This window comes from Mesorhizobium sp. (assembly GCF_004962925.1).
In the GTDB taxonomy this organism is placed as follows: domain Bacteria; phylum Pseudomonadota; class Alphaproteobacteria; order Rhizobiales; family Rhizobiaceae; genus Mesorhizobium.
In genome coordinates this window covers 1-6588 of sequence record NZ_SUEO01000085.1, presented here as the reverse complement: position 1 = coordinate 6588, position 6588 = coordinate 1, and the positions used below count along the sequence as shown (strand labels likewise).

Annotated in this window: 7 protein-coding genes; 5 read left to right on the top strand and 2 right to left on the bottom strand. The window is 64.1% G+C overall.

Annotation, left to right across the window (positions count from 1 at the left end):
- Together E5W87_RS17845 and E5W87_RS17840 are read left to right on the top strand one after the other, a co-directional pair.
- On the top strand, positions 1-435 hold a 435-nt coding region (locus E5W87_RS17845; protein ID WP_292400107.1), incomplete at its 5' end, for an aconitase X.
- The gene (locus E5W87_RS17840) at positions 432-869 is read left to right on the top strand and encodes a DUF126 domain-containing protein (protein ID WP_292400104.1); all 438 of its coding nucleotides are present in this window, start codon (positions 432-434) and stop codon (positions 867-869) included. The genes E5W87_RS17845 and E5W87_RS17840, both read left to right, overlap by 4 nt.
- Here the strand turns inward: E5W87_RS17840 and E5W87_RS17835 are convergent.
- Positions 866-1942, bottom strand: a complete 1077-nt coding sequence (locus E5W87_RS17835) for a siderophore-interacting protein (protein ID WP_292400101.1) — start codon at positions 1940-1942, stop codon at positions 866-868. The two genes, E5W87_RS17840 and E5W87_RS17835, sit on opposite strands and share 4 nt — an antisense overlap.
- Positions 1943-1944: 2 nt before the next feature.
- A complete protein-coding gene (locus tag E5W87_RS17830; protein ID WP_292400098.1) occupies positions 1945-4077 on the bottom strand; it encodes a TonB-dependent hemoglobin/transferrin/lactoferrin family receptor in 2133 nt (710 codons plus the stop codon).
- A gap of 181 nt (positions 4078-4258) precedes the next feature.
- On the opposite strand from E5W87_RS17830, the gene E5W87_RS17825 reads away from it, so the two are divergent.
- The 3 genes from E5W87_RS17825 to E5W87_RS17815 form a co-directional block, all read left to right on the top strand.
- Positions 4259-5212, top strand: a complete 954-nt coding sequence (locus E5W87_RS17825; RefSeq protein WP_292400095.1) for a hemin ABC transporter substrate-binding protein — start codon at positions 4259-4261, stop codon at positions 5210-5212.
- Positions 5213-5495: 283 nt separating this feature from the next.
- Positions 5496-6083, top strand: coding sequence for a thioredoxin family protein (locus E5W87_RS17820; RefSeq protein WP_292400091.1), 588 nt, complete (start codon positions 5496-5498; stop codon positions 6081-6083).
- A 52-nt stretch (positions 6084-6135) separates the two neighbouring features.
- The coding region (locus tag E5W87_RS17815; protein ID WP_292400088.1) for an FAD-binding protein at positions 6136-6588 on the top strand (453 nt) is incomplete at its 3' end.

Below are 6588 nucleotides of genomic sequence, written 5' to 3'. Positions count from 1 at the left end.
GATCAGCCCGACGCCGACATCGACCACGCGCTGGCCAGGCTGTCGAGCGTCCCCGACGGCGCGCCGCTTGCAGCTGTCTCGTTAGGCACGCCGCATTTCTCCCATGATGAGTGGATGCGCCTGCTGCCGATGCTGCGCCATATCGCGCCGGGCAGGGGCATCCCGATCTATGTCAACACCGGGCGCGCGACGCTGAAGCAATTGCAAGAGGAAGGCGAACTGGACAATGCGGAGAAGTTCAACCTCATTCCGGTTACGGATACCTGCACATATGTCACGTCGATCCTTGAGCGTCTCGACGGGGTGGTGATGACCAATTCAGGCAAATGGGCGCATTACGCGCCGGGCAATATCGGCGTGTCGGTGGCGTTCGGCGACATGGAAGACTGCGTTCGCTCGGCCGCTGCCGGCCGCGTCGTGCGAGGCGTGCGGTGAGCGAACGGGAAAGTCGAGCCCTGAACAGAGTTGGCGCCTTCCAGCTTGCCGGCGAGGCGCAAGGAGCGGCACTGGTACTTTCACAAGCGCTCAGCTTCTGGGGCGGGATCGACGCCGAGACAGGCGATATAACAGATCATTCGCATCCGGATCTCGGCCAGAATGTCGCCGGCAGGATCTTGGTCATGCCAAGCGGGCGGGGCTCGTCGTCCTCGTCCTCGGTCTTGGCCGAGGCGATCCGCCGGGGCACGGCGCCGGCCGGCATTATCCTGGGGCGGCCGGATCCGATTCTTGCCGTCGGCGCCATCGTTGCCGAGTTCCTCTATGATATCAGCATGCCGCTGGTCGTCTGCGATGTCTCAGGCATTGTCTCAGGCGACCGAATCGCGATCAGCATGTCTGAGGATGCGCAAGCGATGCTAAGCAAGATCTAGCCGGCCATCAGTCCCGCCGCGCCCCGCCGCCAATAAGCTGCAGCCAGTGTTTCATTGCGGCCGAGCGCCAGCGTGCCGCGCCAGTGTTCGCGAACAATCCTGGCGGCCGCCGCTTCCGCAGCAAACCAGCCGAACGCCGAACCGGTTGGCCATGACACTGACAGGATGGCGCGCGCCAGCCTTGCGTCGAGGCCGGCCGGTACACCATTTCTCGGCAACCAGTGCAGCTCTATGCCGGTCGCGTTGTCGATCACCTGCCGTTCGCTATCGTCGGCGATCTCGACGAAGGCCACGCCCTTGGTCTCGGCGGGCAGTATCTCCAGCATGCGCGCCAGCGCCGGCAAGCCGGTTTCGTCGGCACCCATGAGATACCATGATGCCGGCCGCACCGGGCGGCCGACCGGCCCCATGATGCCAATTTTCATGCCCGCAGTTGCGTGTATGGCCCAATGGGCGCCGACACTGTCGCCGGGATGGATGAGGAAGTCGACATCGATGATGCCGTTGGCCACGTCGAGCGCGCGGATCGTGTAAACGCGCGCCACCGGGCGCCTGTCGTCCGAAGGCCAGACCGGCAGACCATTGCTGCCGAGCATGGGCCACAGGGGATCGGGCACTTCCCTGGTGGGGAACAGCATGCGGATGTGCATGCCGCCGAATTTCGCAAAACGAGAGAGATCCTCGCCGGCGAAGCGGATGCGGCGCATATGCGGAGTGAGGTCGTGAACGTCAGTCACGACCATTTCGCGAAACTGGGCGAGGCCGGTCTCGTCAGCGAGATCGCCGGTCCAGACGATCTCGGGCTTTTCTTCCCTGGCATAGACCTGGACCGCGGTGGCCAGCAGGTCCTTGATGCGGGCAAGGCCGTCGCGGTCGGCGGCATTGGCCCGCATCACCAGCCGCTCCATGTCGAGAGATGCGCCGCCGAAGGCGAAGCGGAAGTCGAGCCGCTGTCCGTCCTGTGAGGCATCGGCATCGAAGCTCTGCAGCCGGTCGCTGATGCGGTCGATGTAAAGCGGCAGGTTGCGCAGGTTCAGACGCGCTTCGCAGGCCAGTCCGCGTTCTTCGCTCACGCTCAACCTCCGATCCTGCCTGTGAGCGCCACCTTGAAGGTGCGGCCCTTGCCCTGTTCCGTTGCCGCAGACGTCGACCATGCGCTTTGCGGGTCGGTGTAGGCGGTGTTGAAGACGTTATCGACGGCGAAATCGAGCCTGGCGTGGTCATTGATGCGCCAGTTGGCGAAGACATTGACCAGGTCGAAGCCGTCATTGACCACCGGCATGGCGTTCGGATTGGTGCGGCTGGTGCGGGTGATCTTGCCGATGCTCAGATATTGCGCACCGACGGTGAGCTGGTCTTCGAGCATCCGGAACCCAAGCGTGGCCGCGAAGCGGTCAAGCGGCGTGTTGTTAAGCGCCTGACCGGAATAGACGCTGCTGACGACCTTGGCGTCGATCAGCGCGCCGGCCAGATTCACGAAGCCCCAGCCATAGTCGTAGACGGCTTCGGCCTCGATGCCCTTCAGCCGCGCGTCGCCGATGTTGATCGCCGTGCGCGGCAGGACGGTCAGGTCAACATCGATATAGTCCTCGATATCGGTGTGGAAGACGTTGACCTTGGCACGAAACAGGTCGCCCGCAGCCAGCACATCGTCGTACTTCAAATTGACGCCGGCTTCCCAGTTCCTCGCCGTTTCGGGCTGGAGAAGCAGGTTGGGCTGGTAGCTGTCGCCACCGCCATGCGCGCCGCCGCCGCGATAGACGTCCTGCAGGCCCGGCGCCCGGTAGCCTTCGGAGTAGGTGCCGTAGAACTGGAAGCCTTCCAACGGGGTCACGCCAACGGTGAGGCGGGGCGACCAGCGGTCGCCCGACATCGAGGCTTCCTCCGGCGGCACGGTCTTCGTTTCGCCGTCGAGCTGGTAGCCGTCATAACGCATGGCGGCGATGAGCTGCAGCCAGTTCTCATAGTCGCCCTGCCATTGCAGGAAGCCGCCATAGCCCTGCTGTTCGCCGGCGCCGAAATGCGCGGCTTCCGACGAGGCTTCCAGATAATAGTAGTCGAGCCCGTAGGTGAGCGTGTGGGCCATCTCCCAGGCATCGAAACGTGAGGAGTTCTTGACGTTGAAGCCCGTGGTGGCGACATCGTAGTAGCGGAAGTTGCCGATCGCAGACACCGGCCAGACCTGTGTCTGCTCGGCGCGCGTGCGGTTGTGGTAGGCATTGGCGCTGAAGTCGATCAGTTCGTTATCGTCCGGCTTCCACGTGTAGGCCGCCGTGTAGGTCTGGTTGGTCGTGTCGGTGTCGTAGCGGCTCAGCGTCGGCGAGGTCGAACCACTCGATCCGGTGATCTGGTCGCTGTAGCGCTGCAGGATTGCGCCGAGCTTGAGCTCGTGGCCGTCGGCGGGGCGCAGCGTCGCCTTCACATAGCCGCTGGTGATGCGCTCGCCGGTCCACGGCACAGTGTCGCCATTGCCGTCGGTGTAGCTGTCGCGGTCGCGGTAGATGAGGTTGCCGATGATGTCGGCATCGTCGCTGAAGCGGTAGGCGCCGGTGGTGCTTGTGGTGAAGCCATCGCCATTGCTCTCATAACCGAGCTTCTCGCTCAGCGCCCAGCGCTCCTCTTGCTTGAGGAAATCGCCGGCATCCTTGGTTTCGAAGGAGACGACGCCGCCGATGCCGCCCGAGCCATAGGCATTCGAGACCGGGCCGCGAATGACGGTGGCTTCCTTGATCAGTTCCGGCTCGACATAGAACGAGCCCGAGCCGTGGCCGACGCGCCAGTAATCCTGGCGGGCGCCGTCGAGCGTCACCACCACGCGGCCATATTGTTCCAGTCCGCGAATGTTGATGGCGGTCGCTGGATCGTCGCCGTTCATCGAAGCAGCGACGCCGGGGGTGGTGCGGAAAATGTCGGCGGCGGTGTCGGGCTGGATGCGTTCGAGCTCCTCCTGATCGACGGCACTGATGGCGGCCATCGAGTCGATGACAGCCGTCTTGATCATCGTCGCCGAGATGGTGATCAGGTCGAGCATGGTCGGCTCGCTCTGCCCGGTTTCAGTCCGCTGGGAGACTTTGACCGGCCTGTCGGCCTTGGCGGCGGCGCCTTGCTTCTGCTCCTCCTGCGCGGCGGCGGGCGGCGCGGCACACAGGCCGAGCGCGAAGGCGAGCGCGGTACTCGCCATCAAGGTCTTGTTGCTTGTCAGTCTCATAGCGATGCCGCCCCCGGAAAAAGCAAGATTGCTGGCGGCGGCCGTCGGCCCTGGCTGGCGTGATGGAGAAGCCTCGACCGGCGGTCGGGCAGGGCTACTTATTGAAACATGATGATATTAGTCAACTTTAATTTTATAGCCACGACCATCTTCCCGGTTTTAACCACAGGAGCGAAATGGCATGGTCGGCAGTAATAGCGGGCGCAGGCAGACGCGCTGGTTTCGATCGAGCAGTATGGCGGTGGTGCTGCTGTTGGCGCTTTCCGTTCTTGCGCCGTCTTGCGGGTTCAAGGCGCTGGCCGCCGAGACGGTCGTCGACGCATCAGGGCGGACAGTCGCGACCGGTCCGGGAACCAGAATACTGACGCTCGGTTCCGACGTTACCGAGATCGTCGATGCGCTGGGCGCCGGCGAGCGGATCATCGCCGTCGATCGCGGCAGCAAATATCCCGTTGCCGTCGCGCAAAAGCCCAATGTCGGCTATCGGCGCCAGTTGTCCGTCGAAGGCTTGGTCGCGCTTCGTCCCGATCTGATCCTGGCGGCGCAGGACAGCGGGCCGCCGGAGGCGATCGAGGTGCTGAAGTCGCTGGCGATCCCTGTCGTCTTCGTGCCGGAAGACAACAGTCCACAAGGCATCGAGCGCAAGATAACCCTGATCGCCGCAGCGCTTCGCCTGGAGGACAAAGGCAGGGAGGTTTCAAGGCGCGTGCTCGATGCTTTCCGGGCCGCCGCCGATCTCACCGCAAAAATACCGGCAGAACGCCGCAAGAAAGTGGTGTTTTTCCACGGCCTCGTGCGGCTCAGCGCGGCTGGCGCGGGCACCGCGGCCGACGCGATCATCCGCTATGCGGGCGGCATCAATCCGATGGCCGTGGTGCAGGGCTACAAGGCAGCGTCGGAGGAAAAGCTGATCGAAATGGCGCCTGACGTCATCCTGATGATGAGTGACGGCAAGGGCGGGCCAACCGCCGAGCAGGTGTTCGGCACGCGCGCGCTGAGCGCCACGCCGGCGGCGGAGAAGAGGGCGCTGATCGTATTGGACGGCGCCTATATGATCGGCTTCGGCCCGCGCACCGCCGACGCGATCCGCGACTTGGCGCAGGCACTCTATCCGGAGGTGGTCGGCGCGGATTGAGGAACGCCGATGATTTGAAGATGCCGGCCTGATCTGAGTCTCCACACGGCCGCTCAATCCAGCCGAACCTCTGACTCATTGCCACCTCTCGGCCGGCGCACTCTTTTCTCAGAGGCGCCTGGCCGGCCGAACAAAGTTGCCGGGCCGGCACAAACATTGGCACGATATTCTAGTCCGCCAGCTTGACCGTGGACGGCCTCTCCAGCCTATAATTCTACTAAGTTCATAGACTAAGATGAATTTGACAAGGCGAGAATGCCGGGCGCCCAAAGGGAGAGCATCGATGCCGAAAACCGAATCCAATTCTATCGACCTCGGCACCAGAGCCGCTGATTTCCTGCTGCCGGACGCGCAGGGCGTGTTGCACAGGCTCGCGGACTTCGATGCCAAGCCGGCGCTGCTCGTCGCCTTCATCTCCAACCGTTGCCCGTTCGTGGTGCTGATCCGCGAGGCGTTCGCCGCCTTCGCCGCTGACTATGCCGAAAAGGGCCTGCAGGTGGTGGCGGTCAACGCCAACGACCATGAGGCGCATCCCGAGGAGACGCTGGCCCGGATCGGCGAGGAGGCGGAAAAGTTCGGCTATGCGTTCCCTTATCTCAAGGACGCTTCGCAGCAGACCGCGAAAGCCTATGGAGCGGCTTGCACGCCCGATTTCTTCCTGTTCGGCGCCGACCGGCGGCTGGCCTATCACGGCCAGTTCGACGGGGCGCGGCCGGGCAATGGCAGGCCGGTGACGGGTGCAGATCTGCGCGCCGCGGTCGACTCTGTGCTGGAGGGCGGGAAGCCCGCCGCTGAGCAGGTGCCGTCGATCGGTTGCAACATCAAGTGGAGCGCAGGCAACGAGCCGGTCTGGTTCTCCAGGGCGGCCTGATCCGCCCCCCCGCCATTCTCTGCCGGCCGCCAATTCCTTGCCGCGAGTGATCATGCCGAAGATTGCCAGAGCCGTCCAACCGACTCCTGAAAGGCTGCATCTCACCGCCGATGTGCTGGTGCTGGGCGGTGGTCCGTCGGCCGCTTGGGCGGCGGTCGCCGCGGCTGAGAACGGTGCGACCGTGGTGTTGTCCGACAAGGGTTATCTCGGCACCAGCGGCGCCACGGCGCCGTCGAATACCGGAACCTGGTGCGTGCCGCCGGGCGACAACAGGCATGCGGTGGTCGAGCGGCGCTGGCAGCGCACCGGCGAACTCGCCGACCAGCGCTGGATGCTGCGCTGCGTCGACACCGCCTACCGCAACCTGCTGCAACTTTCTGAGTGGGGCTATCCGTTTCCGAGCGAGGATGACGGGCGGCTCTACATCGCCAATCTACGCGGACCGGACTATATGCGCTTCATGCGCCGCCGGGTGCTTATGGCGGGCGTAACCGTGCTCGACCAT